Consider the following 20718-nt stretch of genomic DNA (forward strand, 5'->3'; position numbering starts at 1 on the left):
AGGAAATTCCGCGATGGCCGCTTCAACGACGAACGACCGCGTCGGCACCGTAGAGACCCGGGGGATCGAACCGGTCCCCGACACCGAACGGCACGGCCACGCCGGCCAGATGTTCTGGACCTGGTTCGCCGCGAACATATCGATCCTCGGGCTGCCGCTCGGCGCGACGCTCGTCGCCTTCCGCGGCCTGAACATCTGGCAGGCCGCGCTCGTCGCGGTCGTCGGCTCGGTCGGATCGTTCGCCCTGGTGGGCGCGCTCAGCCTGGCCGGCAAGAAGGGCGGGGCGCCGGCCCTGACACTGTCGCGCGCCGTGTTCGGGCAGCGCGGCAACCACGGCCCCACGCTGATGACGTGGCTGAGCCGGGTCGGCTGGGAGACGATCACGACGACCACAGCGGCGTACGCCCTCCTCGCTCTCCTCAACACCCTGTTCGGGGTGGGCAAGGGCACCGTCCTCACCCTGGTCTGTCTGCTGGTCTTCATCCTCTGCACGCTGCTGATCAGCGGGCTCGGGCATGCCACGATCATGTGGATCAACAAGTGGGCGACGGTGGCCTTCGGCGTCCTGAACCTCGTCGTCATGGGCTTCCTCGTCGCCACCGTCGACTGGCAGAAGGTGCTCGACGCGCCGGCGGGCCGGGCCAGCGCCGTCGTCGCAGGTATCGGGTTCATCGCCTCGGGCACCGGCATCGGCTGGGCCAACGCCGGTGCGGACTACGCCCGTTACCTGCCTCAGTCGATCCCCGGCGGGCGCCTCGTGCGCGCCTCGGCCTTCGGCGCCGGCATCCCGCTCGTACTGCTGATCTCGCTGGGCTCGCTGCTCACGGCCGGCGACCCGTCCCTCGCCACCTCCGCCGATCCGGTCTCCGCGATCAACGCGATGTTGCCGACGTGGATGGCGGTGCCGTATCTGATCGCGGCGTTCGGCGGGCTGCTGATGTCCAATCACCTGTCCACGTACTCGGCCGGCCTGACGATGATCACGCTCGGTCTGCGCGTGCCGCGCGCCTGGGCGGTCTGCATCGACATCGTGCTGATGTTCCTCGGCGGCATCTACTTCATGCTGATCGCCGATGACTTCTACGGTCCGTTCAGTACGTTCCTCACGCTGCTCGCCGTGCCGATCTCGGCGTGGATCGGAGTGATCGCCGTCGACATGCTGCGCGGACGGGAGTACGACCCGTCGGCGCTGATGAACACGGGTCGGGGCAGCCGGTACTGGTACCACGGCGGCTTCCATCTGCCCGCCGTCATCGCCTGGCTGGCGGCGATCGTGGCCGGGCTGCTGTTCACGACGGCCGCGACGAGCGCGGACGACGTGTGGTTCAAGGGACCGCTCGCCGACTCCTGGCTCGGGATGAACGGGCTCGGCTGGCTCATCGCCATCGTCGTGGGCGGCGCACTGTACGCGCTGCTCGGGCGCCGCTCGCCGGTGACTCTCACCACCCCCGCCGCCGACTCCACCCCCCTTGAGGAGGCCACTCGATGACCGCCCGCTCCCGTGTCGTGCTCGCCGGAAACGTCATCGCCGATCTGGTCATCGAGGTGCCCGCCCTGCCGGAGCGCGGTGGCGATGTCATCGGTACGCGTACGGAGTTGTACGCGGGTGGCGGCTTCAACACACTGACCGCCGCGCGGCGGCTCGGCGCCGAAGCCGTGTACGCAGGGCTGCACGGCAGCGGCCCGTACGGCGACCTCGTACGCTCCTCACTCGCGACCGAGGACATCGGCACGGTGCTCAGGGCGCGCACGGACGGCGACACCGGATTCTGTGTGGCGCTGGTCGACGGCGGCGGCGAGCGTACGTTCGTGACAAGTTTCGGGGTCGACGCACGGATGACCCCCGAGGAGGCGCAGACGATCGCCGGGTCCGTGCGCGGCGGCGACCTCCTGCAGGTCTCTGGGTACGGCCTGGTGATGGAAGTCAACGGGCCGCTCCTGGCCGAGGTGGTGACAGACCTCGCGGACGACGTACGGGTCTGCTTCGACCCGGCGCCGCTGGTGGCGGACATCCCGGCCGCGGTCCTCGACCCGGTGCTCGCCCGCACCGACTGGCTGAGCTGCAATGCGCGGGAGGCCGAGCTGATGACCGCGCTGGCCGATCCACGCGCGGCGGCCGAGGCGCTGCGCGGGCGGCTGCGGGCCGGGGCCGGTGTGGTGGTGCGGGCCGACAAGGACGGCTGCTGGCTGGCCGCGCCGGACGGGGGTGCTGCGGTGCACGTGCCCGGGTTCCCGGTGGACGCCGTGGACAGCAACGGGGCCGGGGACGCGCACGTAGGCGCGTTCCTGGCACTCCTTGGCCGCGGGGTTCCCGCTGACGAGGCGGCCCGGGGCGCGAACGCGGCGGCCGCTCTCGCGGTCACCCGGCGCGGGCCGGCGACCGGCCCGACAGCGACCGAACTCACGGCGTTCCTCGACGCACGCGGCGTGCGGCTCGACGGGTGACCATGGGGATGTGACCGCACGGTTGTGGCCCCCGACCTCATCCGGGGCCACAGCCGTGCGATCGACTCGGCCCTCCCGTCAACTTGTCGAGCCGCCACGTCTCCTCGCCCACGGAGAAGGTGTCCCCGACACGGAGGGTGTGGGTCCGCCCAGCTCCGGTGGCGACGGCCACGAGCCGGACCCTGACCGAGGCGTCGGACTCCTGGTAGCCCTCAAGTGTGTACTGGTGACCTCGAGCATCCCTGAAGCCGCTCAGCTCTCCAAGGCGATCAGCCCGTCCCCTGACCCGATCACGAGCAGGTCGTCCACGGCCAGCAGCGCGTTGATCGGAGCCCCGACAGGCAGCGCGTGCACCAACTCACCTGTCTCCGGCTCCCACAGACGCAGCACTCCCTCTGTGCCGCCGGTGGCCACCATCCGCCGGCCTGCACGCGTGAGGCATCCCGCGATCGCGTGCGGATGTCTGCCGAAGATCATCGGGCGCTCGGAGCGTCCCATCGCGGGCTCGGAACCCACGGCCAGTGCCGTCCGCACCCGGTCCCGCGGGGCGTCCTCGGAGAACAGATCCACCAGGCGCGTGCTCGACTTGCCGGTCACCGCCAGCAGCGGGTTGGCGTCGGGCCAGGTCACCGGGGTGACAGTGGTGGGGTAGACGAGTTCGCAGGTCCACTCCGCGAGGCGCGCGCCGGTCCTGGGTTCCCAGAGCCTGATGCCGTCCTTCGAGCTCGTGACCAGCACGGTCCGGCCGTCGGGGAGAGTCATCGCCGCGGCATTCAGTGGGTCGAAGCCCATGGGGAAGTGCCGGTTGTTGATGCCCCGCCCCGAGGCCGGGTCCCACAGCGTGACGACCGATCTGTCCCTGACGGCCACCGCTGTGCCTCCGCGGCGCCAGGGCACCGCAGCCACGGCCGTGGCGTAGTCGATCAGATGTATGCGACGGAACGGGTTCAGGCTCGTCATACTGCGTACGACCCGGTGGGCTTCCGGGTCCCACAACCGGATCGGGCCTTTGCCGTCTCCCAGTGCGAGCAGGGTCGGGCCCTTGGGCATCGGTACGGCGACCGGCCGGCCGGGGGCGTCCGGAAGTGGCTGCGCCATGGGCAGTCCGCTAGAGGCCTCCCAGAGTTGGAGGGTGTCGTCGCTGCTCACGGAGGCGAGCAGCGGTCTGCTCTGCAGGATGGCGCCCGGCCGGGCGGGCAGTGAGACAAGGTGGTCGACGGGGCCGGCCAGCGGGTCGTCGATGTGTCCCGCCGATTCGGGGTCCCAGAGCTGTACTGTGCCGTCCTCGCCGCCGCCCGCCACGAAGGACCGGCCGTCGGCGAGGTGCAGGCCGGTGAGTGCGCGTACGCCGCTGTTCTGGGCGGACATCGGCGCGCCGAGGAGCGTGCCGGTCGCGGGGTCCCAGGCCCGCACCGTGCGGTCGCCGCCGACGGTGACCAGCGCGGTGCGCCCGTGCCTCAGGCGCACGGTGGAGGCCCCGACCACGTCGGCACCGTTGCCGTGCAACCACTCCCCTACCTGGATGGGGCCCTCGGGGTCGAAGAGCCGCACCACCCCGCCGCCGCCCGCGGTGGCCAGGGCCTCCCGTCCGTCACGTAGAGACACCGTGGTGAGGGCCGTGAGGGTGCCGCTGTACCCGGTGCGGAGGCGCCACACCAGCTCACCCGTGGCGACGTCCCACGCCCATAGACACCCGAATGCGAAGTCGGTGGAGCCGTCGATCGAGTCCAGGACCCGGGACGTGCCTCCGACGACGAGCAGCACCCGGCCGTCCGGCAGGGTCACCGGCGCCAGGACCCCGTCCAGGCTGTCCGAACCGTCGCTGATCGCCTGCTGCACCGTGAGCGACTCGGGCCCGATGAGTTGCGGGCCGACGCGGTCACCGGTGAACGGGTCCCACAACCGGACGTTGTTGGTGTCGCAGACAGCGATCAGCGGGCGGCCGTCGGGCAGGCTCACCGCCTTCCAGGCGGGCTCACGGAATGCGCGTTTCCCGGAGCCGGCGTCGGTGTCCAGTACGGACGTACCGACCGCCGACCGTGCCACCGGGTCCCACAGGTGGACGGTCCGGCCGACCCCGGAGGCCAGCATGATCGATCCGTCCGGCGTCTCGACGGTCTCGAGGGTGTGGACCGAGCGGTCGTACGACAGTTCCTCGACGGGAGACATGGCGGCGTCAAGGACCGACTCCGAGTCCCACAGCCGCACCCTTCCGTCCTGCGTCCCGACGGCGAGAAGCTGCCGCCCGTCCGGCAGCGTGAACGCGCGCAGCGCCTCCACCGGGCTGGCGCAGTCGGTGACGATCGCCGGGAGGAGATCGCGGCGCAGCCTGGTCCAGCGCACGGACCACGTGGCATCGCCGCGAGGTGCCTCGGCCCCGGCACGAGCCCCGACGAAGCGTGCGCTGGTGAGGGCGCGGACGGTCGCCCGGTCCTCGGGGGCCACCGATGCCAGCAGGTCACGGGCCACGAGCGTGGCGGTGATGGAGTCCGGGAGGCCGCTGCGCCCGTAACCGAGCCGCAGCGCCTCCGCCGCGACGGCCCGGGGCTCGAGGTGGTCGAGCACGTCCGGTGCGTCGGCGAGGTCCTGCCAGGCGCCAGCCTCGGCGACGTGGCCGGCGAGGTGGTGCGTGACGTACGGGTTGGGGGAATCCGCCGAGGCAGCGGCGATGAGGCTCTGGGCGATCCTGCGGTGGCGATCAGCCGACGACCGTGTCATCTCTCCTGCCCTTGCGGCGGATTGAGGAAGTGTTCCTGGAAGGTGCGGTGGGCGAGGCGGTACACGCTCTGCCCGTGTTCGGAGTCGAGCATGACGTACGGGGCTGCCGCCTCAATGAGGTCGTCGATGTCGAGGTCGGTCACCGGACTGCCATCGGACAGTGCCCCGGCCGCGATCGCCCAGATCCGGTCGGCCCGGGGCAGTCCACGGCCGCGGGCCAGAGCAAGCGCCTCAAGCAGCGGCTCCGCAGCCGCGGAGCGCCGGGCGAGACGCTCGACCGCCGCGCCGAACAGGGCACGGTGGTCCCGCCGGAGCAGCTCGATGAGCGCTTCGTTGCCTTCCGGCGTCATCAGATGCGGGTCGGCGACGATCTCGTGTACGGCGAGCCGGGCGTACAGGAAGTGCCGGTCGTACGCTTGGATATGGCGGGCTGCGGCTTCGACGGACACCGGGTCGACGGCGACCAAGGCGTGGTCAAGCCGCAGTCGCACGTACTCCCCGAGTGCCTCCGGGTCGCGCAGCACGGCGACGAGGCGTGCCGCGCCCAACGACTCGATGAGGTCACGATCCTCGGTCTCCGGCTGGTCGGGGCCTTCCTGCGTCGAGGCACGGGTGCCGACCACGACCCGCACGCAGGGCAGCGCGGCCAGTCGGCGAAGCAGCGATCCGGCGATGTCGAGCGGCTCTTGGGCCTCGTCGAGCGCGTCGACGAGCAGCGTGAACGGCTCGGCGCGCCGGCCAAGCCCGTCCACGAGCCACTCGATGTCCTGCGCAGTGGATCCCACCTCGGCCCGCTCCCCAAGGTCGGCGCACTCGGCCACCCGGCCCACAAGTTCACCCAGCGACGCCCCGGTCAGGTGAATGACGGCATCGAAGACCCTGTCCGGCAGCCGCTCTTCGCCTTCGAGTTCACGCAAGTACCCACTTCTGACCAGCAGTTCACGCAGTTCGGGATGGGTGTGCACGAGTACGTTGCCGAGCAGCGCGGACTTGCCGGCCCCGGCCCGGCCCGTGACGACGAGCAGGCCCGACGACTCCGTACGCAGCCAGCGAGCGATGTCGGCACGCTCCCGGTCACGGCCGACGAAGTACCAGGCCAGTTCGCCCTGTTCGGCACCCTGCGCCTTGGGGATGAAATGGCCACGCTCGTCGGGGGGCAACTCGGCCAGGAAGGCCTGGAGTTCGGCGTACACGTCCAGAGGTGCGGTGACACCGGACGACAGCAGGCGCGGGCGCGGCAGCGCGGGCGCCAGGTGGAGGTCGAAGGCGTCGGCATGGATGCTGCCGACCTGCATGCGGTCGTGCAAGCGCAGCATCAGATCGGCGAGCCGGATCGACTCGTCGTTGTCGGTGTATGAGGCGAGCGCCCCGGCGAGCGCGTCGGCGAACTCTCCCAGGTGACCGGCCCCATAGCCACCAACTCCGACGATCGCGAGGCGCCGCGGTTTGTCTCCGCTGAGCAGCCGTACGGCAACCAGGTCGGCGAACCGCTCGGCGCCACACGCCTCGATGACCACGACCGTCCAGGCGTGCGGATCGGCGATGCGGCGCGACCACTCCGCGTCGATGAACGCGGCGAGGGTCTCGGGCAGCAGCCCGCGCGTGCGCATCGAACCGGGTGTCTCGTGGACGGCGAGCCAGGCCCCGTCGGGCGCCGCTTCGCCGTGCCCGGCCCAGTACAGGACCGAACTCCGCGCGGCGGGCGGCCCGGCCCACTGCTCCAGGCGTACCTCTACGGCGGACCTGTTGCGCGCACCGCCCGGCACCGACCAGGGTTCGGCCCGACCACCCAACTCGGCAAACAACTCTGCGACTTTGGCCGCGGCCTCGTCGGCTTCGAGGGGTGCGTGGTGGCGGTAGCGCCCGATCGGCAGGCAGACGACCGGGAAGCGGGCCGACCCTTGGCCGTCGCCGTTCGAGGACGTCGCGTCGTACACCGTCGTACTCTCGGTCATCCCTCTGCCAGGTCCTCCGGTCGGGCGGCCAGGGCGAGTTGGGTGACGGGCGAGAAGCCGCCGGCCTTGGCCTCGACCCGGTACAGCCCCGGGTCGGGCAAGGTCACCTGAGCGGCCAGTGTGCCCTCGCGCGCCATGAGCCGGGGCCGCGCGAGGACGTGATGCGTATGAGCGCTCGTCACCTGCACGGATACGGATACCAGGTCGGTCTGCAGCTCCACGCCAACGTCGAAGGGCCGCCCGGCCGCGACCACGTCGGGCACATCGAGGGCGATGCCGGTGGCGCCGAGAGGTGGGCCGAGTCGACGCTCCGTCAGGATGGCTCGTACGTGGGCGAGCGACTCACTGGTCTGTGACATCGCGCCGTGGGTCTGCGGCAGGTGCACCGGTTCAGCGCCACCGATCCAGGCCGCGTCCCGGTAGACGGTGCCGTCGCCACGCCGGTCGACACGGCGCAGCGCGCCGTCGTCGCCGTCCTCACACACGTAGTCGTGCAGCTCGGCAATGCCATCCTGGAAGGTCAGGGACTGCGCCGTGCGCTGCTCGACGCCAACGAGGGGGCGGGTATGCGGGCCGGACGCCGCGGCTAGGAGACGTTCGCGGACGGCGAGGGCGGATGTGGCGAGGGCGCCATCCGCGCCGATGCCGACGATGTCGCCCGCCACCAGCCGGCGCGCGGACGCACCCTCGTCCACGCAGCGGTAGCTGGGCAGCAGGTCATACAGGCCCGGAAGCGTCGTCGCCAGGTCACGCAGCCTGCGGCGCGGCAATGGCAGCGGCGCCCCACGCCCGGTGCTGAGGATCTGCACCGCCTTCACCGCCCCGTGGTACGGCGTACCGAGCGTGATCACGGTGCGCACCTCCGCTCCCCCGCCGAGGACATGCGTGAAGTACCGCGCGACGATCCCTCCCATGGAGTGTGCGACCAGCACGAGCCGCGCCTGCCGGCTCCCGCTACGATGCGCGCGCCAGGAGTTCAGGTGCTGCTCGGCCGCCAAAGCGAGGCGCTTCGCGTTGAGTTCGATCGGCAGCCGCCAGTCGTAGGGGAACTCCGCCACGGCGTCCGCGTGCGCCGTCACCCGCCGGATCCCGGCGATCAACGCCGTATAGGGCTCAAAGCCACGCAGCACAGGGGCGAAGGCAGGAAACCGCAGCAGCCGTGTCGCCACGATCCGCCCCGTCCGCCCCTGCCGCTCCTCGTCGGTGACACGCAGTCCGGCCAGGGACGCCCCTGTGGTCCACGCGCGTGCGTACCACCGTGCGTCGCCGAGCCCCCACAGCACACGCCCCGACTCGGCCTCCACCAACTCGCTGCCCATGATGCCGGGCAGCACCATGACCGCGTCCCGACTGGCGTCGGACGTGCCGGTCGGTCCCATACGCCCTCCCCGTATTATTGGACAACACACGTTAGCGAAGGTCCAGTTGGAAGGGCATGGGTCCGCGATCGACGCCCGACTCGCGCGCGTACGGCCGGGGAGCCCCTCTCCGACAAGGCGATCGCCGACACCGGCCGGGCCCTCGGCGGACATTCACGTCGACTGCAAGGCCTCAGACACCCTTGCGCTCCGCTCATGGCAGTCCTGGTCCCTTCCCGGCCGTCGAGCGCCCCGGCCGGGGACAGGGCACTGGCCCAAGCATGCAGACGATTCACCGGCGAGCTGATCCGTAGCCGGCGAGCTGATCCGTAGCCGGCGGGCACCAAGTCGGGCCCCTCACGCAGTCGGGGTGCAGGTCCTACTCGACGGGGGTGAGAGCGACGTCGAGGCGTGCGCCAAGTGCTGCGGCGAGGCGTCCGAGAACGGGCAGGGTCGGGGTGACCGTGCCTTGCTCGATCCGTGAGACCTGCGCCTGTGTCGTACCGGCCGCCTCGGCGAGCTGCGCCTGTGTCCAGCCCCGGGCGGCGCGCAGCGCGGCGACCTGTCTGCCGATCACGACTGCGGGTAGCGCTTGAGAACGGACGTGTCGAGCGTGAAATGGTCGCCGAGAGCGACACTCTCACCGAAGGCATGCTCGGTGTGGTTGGCGTACGTGGCGCCATCGCCATGACCCTTGATGTTCCAGTGTTGGTGCACGGTTCCATCGCGGGGATCGACGATCAGGTAGCGGTCGATACCCATGGCGGGGTAGTCGCGGAGCTTGCCGACGTAGTCGTTGTCCGGGTTGGAAGGGGAGACGACCTCAACGGCCAGGAGCGCACCCTGAGGGTCGGGCCGGTCCATGGTCTCGAGAGCGTCCTCGGTGATGACGATGATGTCCGGCGTGCGGCGTACGCCGATGCCGGGGTTCTCGACCTCGATGTCGAGGCCAACGACGTGATCGGGGGCATTCGCGGCGACCTGCGGGTCGAGCTGCTGACGGATCCGAGTCGCGGTCAGGCCGTGCATTCCGGACGGGCTCATCATCATGACCACCTGACCGCGGGAGATCTCGGCCCCCTTGAAGCCCGCCGCGCGGGTGTTGAGGAGGTCGGCATGGTCGCTGAGCTGCTGGAAGATCGTCACCTCGGTCATGTCTTCAATGATATAGGCGCCGTGGCTATCATGTGGATGCCTGCAGGGGTCCATGACCGGGCGCGTGCTGCGATCTGCCCGTTTCACCGACGGAGCCGTCCGGCAAGATCGCGCCTCATGGTGCTGCGACTGCTCTACCCGGTCTTCATCGACGAAGACTCATAGCGACCCGTCTGGCGTTACTCCTTCGGGGACGCCCGCAGAACAGTGCGATTCCGCGGTAGGAGTGCCGATCGAACCGAGCAACGCCCCCACCACTCAGGGAGGACGTGGTCCAGCGCGTTCCTCGTGACAGAAAACGCCGCCCCGAGAGGGCGATGCCCTCCGTGGCATGACTGTCAGTGGCCCCTCGTACCCTTATCGGAGTCACAGGCCAGACGCCGACCGCTGAGAAGGGGGCGATCGCAGTGGAGCAGGTTCTACGGGTACCGGCTGACATGTTCCGGTTCACCACGGGTGAGCGGGCTCCTTTGTACAGCGCAATCCTGCACGCCTTCGGGGAGGCGAACGAGCGACTGGTGACCGCGTTGTCACTGGACGAGGTGCGGGAGCGGCTGCGCGGAGCGGGCTGGTTCGACGCGCTCACCGACGACGATCTGGTGGACGCCCTACGCAAACTGCGTGAGTGGCGGCTGCTCGACGCGGTCCAGAACCATGCGGGCAACTACCGGACGGCGGAGGAGTACGAGCGGCGGAACCTGCAGTACTCGCTGACGCGGCGCGGCGAGGCAGCATTCGCCGGGGTCCAGCACGCCCTGTCGGTGCTGGCCTCGTCTGGCGCGCTGCAGACGGCCGTGCTGGATGCGATCGCGGACCGTCTGACGGCTCTGGCCGCCCTGCTCGGCGACCCGACGTCGCCGAACCGGCGGGTGTTCAGCACACTCCAGGAACTGGAGGGGCACCTTGACGCGCTGCGATCCAACACCAAGCAGTTCAACGGGGAGTTGCAGCGTCTGCTCCAGTCGGAGGGCGCGGACACGGACCTCGCTATCTTCCATGAGGTGAAGGCGGCGACGGTCGCCTACCTCCAAGAGTTCCTCAGCCATCTCGACCAGCGCGCGCACGCGATCGCAGGGGCCGTTGCCCGAGTCGACGAGCTCGGCGTCGAGATGCTGCGGGACCGGGCGCTCGCCGGTGCCGAATTGCCGCCTACGGTCGGCGGGAACCCTGAGGCGGCCTGGCTGGAGGCGCGGCGTGCACGGTGGGACGGTCTTCGTGCCTGGTTCCTGCCATCAGACGGGGCACCGGCACGGGTCGAGCAGTTGCACCATGTGGCTCGGCGGGCGATCGTGACACTGCTCCAAGTCCTTGACCGGATCACCCAGGCGCGGCACCGCTCGTCGAGCGCGGCGGAAGACTTCCGAGAGCTGGCGCGCTGGTTCGCCGTGGCCCCCGCGGAGCAGGACACGCACCGGTTGTGGGCGACCGCGTTCGGCCTTGGCCCTTCCCGGCACGCCCATCTCGTGCACGCCGACCCGGAGACCGTGCCCACGTCGGCGGCCTGGAGTGAGGCGCCGCCCGTCGAAGTGTCGGCGCTGCTGCGCTCCAGCGGGCGCACGGAACGTTTCACGCGGACCGGGCGGGTGCGGGACGTCGCAACCGTGAAGGCGGCACGGGCTGAGCGGGCCCGGGCGGAGCGGGCCGAACTGGAGGCAGCCTGGGAGTTGTTGCACACCTCGGGGCCGGTGCGTCTGTCGCACATCACACAGCTCGATCACGCCGTGTTCGAGCGGTTGCTCGACTTGTTGGGCCGCGCCCTCGCCGTGCGTCCCGACGCGGCGGGTCTGCGGCGCGCCGAGACGGGGGACGGCCGGGTGGAAGTCCTCCTCGGCCCGCCGAGCACACCCGGCGAGGCAGTCCTGCGCACGCCGCGCGGACGTCTGACCGCGCCGGACTACGAGGTGGAGATCCGGCACACCAGCGGGAGCGGCGCCGTCCTGTCCGCTGCCACCCCGGCAGCACGCGTTCCGAACCCCGCGGCCCTTGTCGCGCGACAGCAGGAGCGGGTGGCCGGATGAGTAACCTCGCCAATCAACTCGTCGTCGCCGAACGCGAGGAGGTGTCCCGCGGTATCCGCACGCTCTTGGCACGGCCCCTGCTGACCGAGAAGGACGATCCCGCCGCCTTCGACGTGGTGCGGCGGCGCCGTGAGCCGCTGACCAGCTGGTTCGACTACACACTGGGCTGGGTTCTGTCTGTCGAGGCTCGGCAGGGCTATGCACGGCTCTCAAAGGTGCGGATGTACGGGGCCGAGGCCGACGGAAGCCGGCCCGCACGGCGGCTGCGGGCGGGGCGCACGCCCTTCGACCGGCGGCGCTACGTCCTGTTCTGTGTTGCCTGTGCCGAGCTGCTCTCCGTACCGGTGACGACCGTGGGCCTGCTGGCCGACCGCGTCGCGCAGGCCCTGGCGGCCGACGACGCGCTGCCGGGCTTCGACACGGCGCAGCGCAGCGAGCGCATGGCGTTCGTCGACGTGCTGCGGATACTTGAGTCGTACGGGGCGTTGACGACGCTCGACGGGGCCACCGACTCGTACACGGAGTCGGAGGGCGCGAAGGTCCTGTATCGGGTGCAGCCGGACGTGCTGACACGGCTGCTCGCCGCGCCGGGCAGCCCTTCCCGGATCGCGGCCGACGCGCCGGAAGGGGAGGCGAAGGACCTGCGGTTCGAGGACCTGCTCGGTGAGCTCACGCACGAGCGGCGCTACGGCGCCCGGGACGGTGACGCGTCCGCCGCCCAGCACACCCTGTGGCTGCGCCACGCCGTGCTGCGCCGCCTGTTCGACGACCCGGTGCTGTATCGCGACGAGCTGACGCACGCCCAGCTCGGATACGTCACGTCGCTCACCGGCCGTCAGGTCATGCGGCGCGCGGCCGAACAAGCCGGGTTCGTCCTGGAGGAGCGGGCGGAGGGCTGGCTCCTTGCCGATCCGGAAGCGCTGGCCACGGACGAAAGGTTCCCGGACGACTCCTCGCACGCCAAGATCGCCGCTCTGCTGCTCCTGGACACGCTCTCGGCCGCAGGACCGGGCGGCAGTGCGTTGGGGCACCTCGCGGCCGAGGCGGAAGGTCTGCTGGCCCGCTTCCCGGCCTGGGGCAAGGCGTACCGCTCGCAGGATGGAGCGGCGCGGCTCGTCGAGGACGCGGTGCGGGTCCTGGTGCGGTTCGGTCTGGTCCGCATGACTGGAGACCGCGCCGTCGCACGTCCGCTTGCGGCCCGCTATCGGGTCGTGGGCGTCGACCAGAAGCCCGCACGCACAGCAGCCGTACCCCAGCAGCAGGGCCTACACGCGGACCAGCAACACGACGCACAGCAGGACGAGAGGGACGAGTGGTGAATACAGCGCGGTGGCGGCCGTCGCGCGCGGGTGTGCTCAACATCTGGCGGTACTACGACGAGGTGTTCGCCTTCCACCACGGGCGGCTGCTGCTGCGCGGGCCGAACGGCACAGGCAAGTCGAAGGCCCTGGAGGTACTGCTGCCGTTCCTGTTCGACGCAAGCCTGAAGCCCAACCGCCTGTCCACATTCGGCGGCAGCGAGCGCACCATGCACTGGAACCTGATGGGTGAGGGTGCGAGCGGGGTCACCCGGGTCGGCTATGTGTGGCTGGAGTTCCGGTCGGGCGACGACGAGTGGTTCACGATCGGGGCGCGGCTGCAGGCGACGGCGCGTACAACGTCGGTAGGTGCCGACTTCTTCACCGTGCGAGGGCGTGTGGGGCACGATCTCTCCTTGGTGGGAGAGGCGGCGCAGCCCCTGGGTGTGGCGGCTCTGAGAGAGGTGCTCGCCGGCCGGGGCGAGGTGCACGACACGGCCTCCGACTACCGCGCGGCCGTCCGCCAGACGCTCTTTCCCGGCCTGTCCGCGCAGCGTTACGACGCGCTCATCACAGCGCTGCTGCAGCTGCGCACGCCGAAACTTTCGGAGCGGCTCGACCCGTCGCTGCTGTCCACGCTGCTCTCGCGCGCGCTGCCGCCACTCGACCGTGACGAGATCGCGGAACTGGCAGAGGGGTTCGAGCGGTTGGACCGTCGCCGTGAAGAACTGGCCCGGATGGACGATCGGGTGGAGGCCGCGCAGAAGCTCGCGTTGCGGCAGAAGGCGTACGCGCAGCGCGTGCTGCGGGCCCGAGCGGGCGAGCTGATTTCCGCTACGACGGAGATGGACAACCGGCAGCGCGCGGCTCGCGAGCTCGACGAGGCGTACGAGGCCGCGGTCGCCGAGCGTGCGACGGCCGAGCAGCAATCGGCCCAGCAGCAGGCACTCGGGCGGGAGCTGCGGGCGCGCGTCGATGTGCTGACGGATTCGCAGGAGTACCGCCAGGGCCGTGAACTGAGCCGGATGCGGAGCGGGTTCTTGCGTGCACGGGGGGATGCGGACCGGCAGCGCGGGGAGGCGGAGCATGCACGCGGCGAGGCCGAGGAGGACAGCGAACGCGCCGCGCGTGCATCGGCGCAGCATGCCGCGCAGCAGGCGCTGATCCTGACCGCCGAGGAGAATGCCCGCGCCACAGCCCGGGCCGCCCATCTGTCCTCGGTCCACGCCGAGTTGGCTGCTTCTCTGGCGGCCGGAGAGGCGGACCGGGCGCGGCAGCTGCTGGCGGGGGCCGTGCGAGGACGGCTCGGGCAGATCGCCGATGTGCGTGCCGCCGCCGTCGCTCACGGGGGCGCCGTCCGTGTTCGCGATGTCGCCGGCGAAGCGCTGGAGGAGGCGCGCAACGCGCTGGCAGAGGCAGGGAACCGCCGCGAGGAGCAGGCGCTGCGGTTCGCGGAGGCGGTGCGGAACCAGGTCGTGCACCTGGAGGAATGGGCACGCAGGTGCACGGAGTTGCACTTCGGCACCGACGCGGTCCGTGAACTCGCGGACCAGGCAGCCGACGAGACAGAGGTCCTGACGCTCGTCGACACGGCGGCGCGTGCTGTGGAACGGGAGCTGACCGTCTCGCGCACCGCGTCCGGGCAGCGCCACAGCGCGCTCGAAGCAGACCGGGCCGAGGCCGTCCGGGAGGCCGAGCGGCTCAAGGCGGTGACGGACATTCCGCCCGATCCTCCGCGCACCCGTACGGGAGACCGCTCCGCTCTGCCCGGCGCTCCGCTGTGGAAGCTCGTCGCCTTCCGTGACGGCGTGCCGGGCGACGAACAGGCCGCGGTGGAAGCGGCGTTGGAGGCCTCGGGCCTACTTGACGCCTGGGTGGGACCGCATGGCGGGCTACTGGCGGCCGGTCACGACACGTTCGCGGAGCCGGACTGGGCAGCGGACCCATCACTTTCGGGGCCCAGCCTGGCGAACATCTTGCGGCCGGAACCCGATGGGCCCGTGGCCGCCGAGCGGATCGAGCAGCTGCTGGCCTCGGTCGCGTATGGGAAGACGCTTCCCGGGCGTGCTGCAGCGGCGATCGGCGGAGACGGCACCTGGCGGCTCGCCGCCACCTCGGGCAGCTGGGCCAAGGCCGAGCCCGCACACATCGGCGCATCGGCCCGGCAGCAGGCACGACGGCGCAGGATCGACGAACTCGTCCAGCACATATCTGTGTTGGACACCGCGATCCAGGAGTGCGAGGCGGGCCTTGCCCACCTCGACGACCGGCAGCGCACCCTCGAACTCGAGCGGCACAGCAGGCCCGACCACTTCCCCGTCACTGTGGCCCGGCGCGCCCTGGAACGAGCCGAGGCCGACGCGGCGGCCCGCGACGACGCGGTACGTGCTGCCGTGGGGAAGCTCTCCGTGCGGGAGCGCGAGGCGAGCACGGCGCTCCGGGCCCTGGGCGCGCTCGCCGCCGAGCATCGCCTGCCGTCCGAGGAGCCCGCCCTTGACCACCTCACCGAACTGACCGAGGGGCTGCGGGAACGCGGTGGCGACTGGGTGCTCGCGGCCGTCCGGCACACCGCGGCGGCACGCGAGGCTCGGGAGGCCGAAGACCGCGCGCAGCGGACGCTGCGCACCGCCCAGGAACGGGCTGAACAGGCGCAGGCCGCCGAGGACGAGGCTCGCTCTCTGGGCGCCGCCCTGGAGGAGGCCGAGCGCACCGCGGAGGCCCCCTACCAGGACGTACTGCGCCGGATCGAGGAGCTTCGCGCCGCAACCGAGACCGCCGACCGCACCGTGCGCGAAGTCCACGGGACGCTGCGGCAACTGGACGGCCGGATCGGCGCATTGGGCAGCGACCGTACCACCGCGGCGGAGCGGCGTGACGCCGCCACCGGAGGACGGGACACGGCCGCACAGCGCCTGCGCCACTGCGTATCCCTGGGCCTCGCCGTGGACGCCGGCGCGGCAGACATCCGCCTCGGCGCGGACTCGAAGGTGACGGCCGCGCTGGAGGCTGCACGCGGTATCACGGCTCGCTGGTCGTCCGTGGCGCACTCGGCGAAGAACATCGCGGACGCCCTGGAGCGCCTGGCCGAGACCCGCTACGAGACCGCCCGCATCCTGGGCGAGCGTGCCGACGTCCACCTGGAGGCCGAGGACGACGTGCACATGCTGACCGCGTCCGTCGACGGGGCCGTGGTCGGCGCGGCCGGGCTGCTCGCCACCGTCACCGAGGAGCGCGACCGTGGGCAGGACGACATCACGGCCGGAGAGCGCGGCCTGTTCGACCGGATTCTGACCGGCGACACTCGTCGGCATCTGGCCTCCCGAATCCGGCAGGCGACCGAGCTCGTCGAGGAGATGAACGCGCGCCTGGAACGGGTGCGCACCGCTTCCAGGGTCGCGGTGCAGCTGCTGTGGCAGGTCGACCCGACCCTGCCGCCGGGCACCCGGGCCGCCCGCGACCTGCTCCTCAAGGACCCCGTGCGACTGACCGACTCCGACCACGAAGCGCTGCACCAGTTCTTTCGCGAGCGCATCGAGGAGGCCAGAACCAGTCAGCACGCGGGCAGTTGGGAGGAACAACTGGCGCAGGTACTGGATTACACGGCCTGGCACCAGTTCGTCGTACGCCTGGACCGGACAGGCGGCGAGGGGTGGCAGCTGCTCACGAAGAAGCTGCACGGCGCGCTCTCGGGCGGCGAGAAGGCCATCGCACTGCACCTGCCCCTGTTCGCGGCGGTCGCGGCCCACTACCACTCGGTCCCGGAGGCACCCCGCCTCATCCTGCTCGACGAGGTGTTCGTCGGCGTCGACACAGCCAACCGCGGCCAGGTCTTCGCCCTCCTGTCCTCCCTCGACCTGGATCTGCTACTCACTTCGGACCACGAGTGGTGTACCTATCGGGAACTGGACGGCATCGCCGTGCATCAGCTCATCACGGACACGAACGACGACGCCGTGACTACGGCCCGGTTCGTGTGGGACGGGGCCGGGCTCACGGCGCAGGAAGCGAGCCCGGTATGACGCAAGGCTCCCGCCACGCCTTCGACCGCCTCGAACTCGCCCCGCTCTGGCAGGAATTGCACGCCCGCCTCTCCTCCGGCCGTACGGTCGCCCGGATCACCGTCGGGCCCCTCAGCCCGGCGTCCCGCGAGGCGCTCGCCGACCTCCTTGGCCTCGACCGGCTGCCTGGAACGCATGCGACAGTCTCCCTCACCCGCCTCGACGAGGCCGTCCGCGAAGCGGTCGGCGGCAACGCGCGGGCCGTGGCCGAGGCGATCGTCGGGCCGCTCGGAAACCGCGTCGCGGAGCGCGACAGCGACCGGGCCGCACGGGAGTCGCTGTGGGACTGGCTCGAGGGGCATCCTGTGGTCACCACCCAGCCCGCGCTCCTGCCGTGGGCGCGGTCGATGCGCCGCGCGGGCCTGATTCGCGGATCGGTCCAAGGCACCCGCCGCCACCTGTCACACGCGCTCACCGTCCTCGCCGCGCTCCCCGCACAGGGTGACCCGCTGCCGGTGTTCGCGGCGGAGCACCTCGGGGACGCCCACGCGCTCGACGACGGAACACGGCTGTCGGGTGCGGTGCTCCGGGCCGTCGCGGCACTGCACGACACCGAGGCGCCCACCACCGCCGCGCGCCGGCGGGCGGCATGGGGCCTGGTGGGCATCGCCGACGACGCCCTGTCGACGACCGCCCTCACCGCCGGGCTACGCCCCGCCGGCACCGGCGCCGTGGCCCGGTCCCTGACCGCGTACGCCGTCGCCGGCCACGCAGCCCACCTCACGCTCGCCCAGCTGCGCGACCCCGGCGAGCTATACCTGCCGTCCGGCGACGTCCACGTGACGGAGAACCCGAGCGTGCTCGCTCTGGCCCTGCGGGAATTCGGCGCCGCCTGCCCAGCCCTGGTGTGCACTTCGGGCTGGCCCGGCGGCGCGGTCGTGCTACTGCTGCGCCAACTCGCCGCGACAGGTGCCTCGTTGCACTACCACGGCGATTTCGACGGAGAGGGCCTTCGGATCGCCGCCCACGTCATGGCCGCCACGGGGGCACGCCCGTGGCGCATGTCCGCGCGGGACTACGAGTCGGCCCACGCCCGTACGCCGACCGGCCCGCCACCGGGGCGGGTCACCGATGCACCCTGGGATCCCCGGCTCGCAGCTGCACTCGTCGAACAGGGGGCAGCGGTACTCGAGGAACACGTGGCCGATGCACTGATGGGCGATCTGGCACGCCACCGTTGTATGCAGCCATGATCAGGAACTCCTCGCGAGAGAACGTCTCCTGGCAGTACATCGCGTAGTCGACGCTCTTCTTTGCTCCTGCCCCGCAAACCCGCTGGCTGGGCGTTGAACTCCGCCGGGTGGCCGCCGCTGGTGAGGAAACGTGCGGAGAGGCCCATCAACTCTGCGCCCGCCGAGAATGCAAGTGGGATACCAGAAGACTTGCACCGTCGTTGACCTGGTACTTCGTCAGCTAGCTTGCAGATCTTAGTTAGGCGGTCGCGGCGTACTCGTGGGTGAGTCCGGCAAGGACGTCGCGGCGGTGGATGCTGTGCCGTTCGGAAACTCATCGCTGCTGCTCGGAGTGGGCCTGGCGCGCCACTGTCAGCTCCTGGAACCCTGTCCGGATGCTCGGCTCACTGGTGTATCACGTGGCGCGGAAGCTGCTGTCGGTCCCGGCGGTGCTGCTACGCCGACGCGCGGCAAAGGATGCCGAGTTGCTGGTGCTGCGGCATGAGAACGTGGTGCTGCGCAGGCAGCTCAAGGGACCGGTGCCGTATGCGCCGGCGGACCAGCTGTGGATCGCGGCGTTGTCTGCGCGGATCCCGCGGCGTCGGTGGGCGCGCGTTTCCCCGGTGACTCCTGCAACCGTGCTGGCGTGGCACCGCAGACTTATCACGCGCAAGTGGGACTACAGCAAGCGCCGGAGCAGGCCGCCGACCGCGAGCGCAGTGAAGGCGTTGGTGCTGCGGCTGACCCGGGAGAATCCACGGTGGGGCTGCCGTCGGATCGAAGGTGAACTCGTTCGTCTGGGACATTCGATCGGCGCCACCACGGTCTGGGAGTTCCTGACGGCGGCCGGAATCGATCCCGCCCCGCGCCGCGGCGAGCCGACTGCCATGAGTTCCTGACCGCGCAGGCCGAGGGCATCATCGCCTGCGACTTCGTGCACATCGATCTCGTCGATCTGCGCCGGGTGTACGCGTTGGTCTTCCTCTAGCACGGCACGCGCCGCCTGCACATCGCCGGCGTGACCGTCCATCCCACCGGGCCCTGGACGGTGCAACAGGCAAGAAACCTGGCCATCGATTCGGGTGTGCGGGCCGACTCGCTGCGTTTCCTGCTCCGCGACCGGGACGCGAAGTACACGGAGCCTTCGATGCAGTCTTCGCGGCCGACGACATTGAGGTCCTGAGGACCGCGCCGCGAGCTTCTCGGATGAACGCGCACTGCGAACGGGTCATCGGCACCCTGCGGCGCGAGGTCCTCGACCACCTGCTGATACGGAGCGAGGCCCACGCCCGACAGGCTCTGGACACCTACGCCCGGCACTACAACCGTCATCGCCCGCACCAGGCCCGGGGACAGCTTCCACCCCTCGCCCACAAGCACCCAGCGCCCCCGACCGGCCTCGGCGCGCGTCGGCTCCTCCGCACCCGATTACTCGGCGGCGTCATCAACGAGTACGGATAAGCGGCCTGACCAGCAGCGACGAGATTCCGAACGGCACACGGTTCTACAGAAGGCGAGAAGCGGACGCAAGACGTCTCGGCTTCGTTGCGAGCTCTCCACCTCTACCGGACATCTGCGAGACGGGCTGGCAGGAATCTTGGCGTTACGGCACGAGAGCGCGGTCCTGCGCCGTCAGATCGCCCGGGTCCGCTACGAGCCCGCAGACCGGATCTGACTCGCTACGCTCTCGCGGTTCGTCCCGCGCGAGCGCCGGCGCCAGACCTTCACGGTCAACCCCACCACACTCCTGGCCTGGCACCGCCAACTCCATGCCAAGAAACGGACGTTCAGCCGGCACCGCCGCCCTGGCAGGCCCTGCAGCGCGCCCGCCGACAAGCAGCTCATCCTGCGCCTTGCCCGGGAGAACAGCAGCTGGGGCGCCACCGCCAGATACAGGGCGAACTCGCCCGCCTCGACTACCCGATCGCCCCGTCCACAGTTCGCGAGATCCTCCACGCAGCCGGCATCGGCCGCGCCCCGCAGCGCTCCGGCCCGACCCGGCGGCAGTTCCTGACCGCCCGGGCTCACGGCATCATCGCCGCGCAGGCCGCCAGGCCGAGCAGCCTGTCCGCGGACGCGAGACCGGAGTCGGCACTCACGGTCTTGGTCGCGGTGTCGGCGAGCTCGTACGTCCTGGCGGGGTTGCTCACCACGCCGATCGACTCGGCGCGGTGGATCAGTGCCTTGATGAAAGTCTGCTGGAGCTGGATCCGGCCCGGTCGCTGCCGTCGCCGACGGCGTGCCTGGTCCGCACGAGCGCCAGAGCCTGTTCACCCTTGAGGGTGTGCTTGCCGGCACTCAGCGACAGATGGCTGCCGGCGTCCTTGATGGCCCGGTGGGTGGTGATGTCGACACCGCCGAACTCCTCGACGAACTCCTGGAAGCCGTTGAAGTCGACTTCGGGTTACCTTCGAGGGTTGAGATGTGCCGTGGTCAAAGACGGCGCGGTGACGGCGTCTCAGTACGCGGAGTTGACGTTGTCGATCGAGCCGTAGCGGTCGGCGGCGTAGTTGGCGGCCGCGGTGATGTTGGCGACCGGGT

Annotated in this window: 12 protein-coding genes and 3 pseudogenes; 7 read left to right on the plus strand and 8 right to left on the minus strand. The window is 70.8% G+C overall.

All coding sequences use genetic code 11. The features are described 5' to 3' along the window. Positions 1-13: 13 nt before the first annotated feature. Both ACZ67T_RS42585 and ACZ67T_RS42590 read left to right on the plus strand, forming a co-directional pair. On the plus strand, positions 14-1489 hold the full coding sequence (locus ACZ67T_RS42585; protein WP_469991981.1) for a purine-cytosine permease family protein: 1476 nt from the start codon (positions 14-16) through the stop codon (positions 1487-1489). Beyond that, positions 1486-2445, plus strand: coding sequence for a PfkB family carbohydrate kinase (locus tag ACZ67T_RS42590; RefSeq protein ID WP_469991982.1), 960 nt, complete (start codon positions 1486-1488; stop codon positions 2443-2445). Before ACZ67T_RS42585 ends, ACZ67T_RS42590 begins: the two co-directional genes overlap by 4 nt. Before the next feature lie 37 nt (positions 2446-2482). Here ACZ67T_RS42590 and ACZ67T_RS42595 read toward each other — a convergent pair whose 3' ends face one another. From ACZ67T_RS42595 to ACZ67T_RS42620, 6 genes are all read right to left on the minus strand, one after another. Then, positions 2483-2701: a DUF6406 domain-containing protein gene (locus tag ACZ67T_RS42595; RefSeq protein ID WP_469992002.1), complete on the minus strand. Its 219-nt coding sequence runs from the start codon at positions 2699-2701 to the stop codon at positions 2483-2485. Then, positions 2698-5163, minus strand: a complete 2466-nt coding sequence (locus tag ACZ67T_RS42600) for a WD40 repeat domain-containing protein (RefSeq protein ID WP_469991984.1) — start codon at positions 5161-5163, stop codon at positions 2698-2700. Before ACZ67T_RS42600 ends, ACZ67T_RS42595 begins: the two co-directional genes overlap by 4 nt. Continuing rightward, a complete protein-coding gene (locus ACZ67T_RS42605; RefSeq protein ID WP_469991986.1) occupies positions 5160-7118 on the minus strand; it encodes an ATP-binding protein in 1959 nt (652 codons plus the stop codon). The genes ACZ67T_RS42600 and ACZ67T_RS42605 overlap by 4 nt, the downstream gene beginning before the upstream one ends. Beyond that, the gene (locus ACZ67T_RS42610; protein WP_469991988.1) at positions 7115-8497 is read right to left on the minus strand and encodes an esterase/lipase family protein; all 1383 of its coding nucleotides are present in this window, start codon (positions 8495-8497) and stop codon (positions 7115-7117) included. The genes ACZ67T_RS42605 and ACZ67T_RS42610 overlap by 4 nt, the downstream gene beginning before the upstream one ends. A gap of 358 nt (positions 8498-8855) precedes the next feature. Continuing rightward, the gene (locus tag ACZ67T_RS42615; RefSeq protein ID WP_469991990.1) at positions 8856-9053 is read right to left on the minus strand and encodes a helix-turn-helix domain-containing protein; all 198 of its coding nucleotides are present in this window, start codon (positions 9051-9053) and stop codon (positions 8856-8858) included. Continuing rightward, the gene (locus ACZ67T_RS42620) at positions 9050-9631 is read right to left on the minus strand and encodes a Uma2 family endonuclease (protein WP_469991992.1); all 582 of its coding nucleotides are present in this window, start codon (positions 9629-9631) and stop codon (positions 9050-9052) included. Before ACZ67T_RS42620 ends, ACZ67T_RS42615 begins: the two co-directional genes overlap by 4 nt. Before the next feature lie 437 nt (positions 9632-10068). Between ACZ67T_RS42620 and ACZ67T_RS42625 the strand changes: the two genes are divergently transcribed. The 5 genes and pseudogenes from ACZ67T_RS42625 to ACZ67T_RS42645 all read left to right on the plus strand — a co-directional run bounded on the left by ACZ67T_RS42625 (position 10069) and on the right by ACZ67T_RS42645 (position 19638). Continuing rightward, entirely contained in the window at positions 10069-11649 is a 1581-nt protein-coding gene (locus ACZ67T_RS42625) for a TIGR02677 family protein (RefSeq protein WP_469991994.1), read from the plus strand. Further along, positions 11646-12968, plus strand: a complete 1323-nt coding sequence (locus tag ACZ67T_RS42630; protein ID WP_469991996.1) for a TIGR02678 family protein — start codon at positions 11646-11648, stop codon at positions 12966-12968. The genes ACZ67T_RS42625 and ACZ67T_RS42630 overlap by 4 nt, the downstream gene beginning before the upstream one ends. Continuing rightward, the gene (locus ACZ67T_RS42635; protein WP_469991998.1) at positions 12965-16966 is read left to right on the plus strand and encodes a TIGR02680 family protein; all 4002 of its coding nucleotides are present in this window, start codon (positions 12965-12967) and stop codon (positions 16964-16966) included. The genes ACZ67T_RS42630 and ACZ67T_RS42635 overlap by 4 nt, the downstream gene beginning before the upstream one ends. After that, complete coding sequence (locus ACZ67T_RS42640; protein ID WP_469992000.1) at positions 16963-18198, plus strand: TIGR02679 family protein; 1236 nt, start codon at positions 16963-16965, stop codon at positions 18196-18198. The genes ACZ67T_RS42635 and ACZ67T_RS42640 overlap by 4 nt, the downstream gene beginning before the upstream one ends. A gap of 374 nt (positions 18199-18572) precedes the next feature. Next, positions 18573-19638 (plus strand): annotated as a pseudogene (locus ACZ67T_RS42645) (integrase core domain-containing protein). Between the two features lie 587 nt (positions 19639-20225). Here ACZ67T_RS42645 and ACZ67T_RS42650 read toward each other — a convergent pair. Together ACZ67T_RS42650 and ACZ67T_RS42655 are read right to left on the minus strand one after the other, a co-directional pair. Next, positions 20226-20578, minus strand: a pseudogene (locus tag ACZ67T_RS42650) (LCP family protein); the annotation flags it as partial. A gap of 57 nt (positions 20579-20635) precedes the next feature. Beyond that, positions 20636-20718, minus strand: a pseudogene (locus ACZ67T_RS42655) (transglycosylase SLT domain-containing protein); the annotation flags it as partial.

Source organism: Streptomyces sp. NPDC107517 (assembly GCF_055582645.1).